Annotated in this window: 2 protein-coding genes; both read left to right on the top strand. The window is 31.3% G+C overall.

Annotation, left to right across the window (positions count from 1 at the left end):
• Window positions 1-288 (top strand): hypothetical protein (locus ACFINH_RS10160; protein ID WP_375633049.1); only part of this gene is annotated, 288 nt, incomplete at its 5' end.
• Window positions 275-727, top strand: a complete 453-nt coding sequence (locus tag ACFINH_RS10155; RefSeq protein ID WP_375613774.1) for a hypothetical protein — start codon at window positions 275-277, stop codon at window positions 725-727. The genes ACFINH_RS10160 and ACFINH_RS10155, both read left to right, overlap by 14 nt.
• The last annotated feature ends 28 nt before the right edge of the window (window positions 728-755 follow it).

Here is a 755-nt window from a genome sequence, read left to right as displayed (position 1 = left end):
GTTGCAACGGCGGTGGGGCATGCCCCATGGGGATTAGGGGTAGCAGAGTATTTTTACAATCTTTACGAATATGATGATGGTACAAGAGAATATGAAGAATTTGACGGTGGTCAGTATCATGAGATGCCTGAGAATGTTGATTACAGTACCAAGGCGCAAGTGAAAGCTTGGATATATGGGGGTGGTATTCCGAAAAGCGTTCTCAATTACGAACCTCTCATAGATGAGATCAATAAAGAGATCAAAAAATTATCAAAAACCGCAGGAAATAAATATGTTTACAGATAAGCAGCTAAGAGCCTTGTTTGGTATTATAATTTTTATATTTTTATGCTTTTTAGAAATTAAAAAAAATCCCTATTTTATCCAAGGTATTTTGATATTTGCATCTTTTGGTTTGATAATAATAACAAATATTTTTGTAATTTTATGCAATTCTCATATTCCTTTTGAGTTGCAGAACAATCCAAAATATAAAGATGATGATACAACAGGTTGGAAGATATTAACACGTGATTTACAACAGTATTTGCACAGACTCTTAAAGCTAATAAGTTTAGCACTTGTCGTTTTAATTTTTCCAAATAGTTATACTGTATTTTGGTATTTAGATATCGTTTTTTGGTACTTTTTTTTAGTTTATTCATTCTTTCTCATGTTGCATACACGCAGTTTAATAAACATGTCCATTTACGCACTACATTTTTATACTAAAAACCAAAAGTAAAATTTAAAATCACTTGGTATTCAATTAG

Source organism: Bartonella sp. AA74HLJMH, assembly GCF_042197045.1.
Taxonomy (GTDB): Bacteria; Pseudomonadota; Alphaproteobacteria; order Rhizobiales; family Rhizobiaceae; genus Bartonella.
Note: the sequence above shows the minus strand (reverse complement) of the source record. Positions and strands in the feature narration are given on the sequence as shown.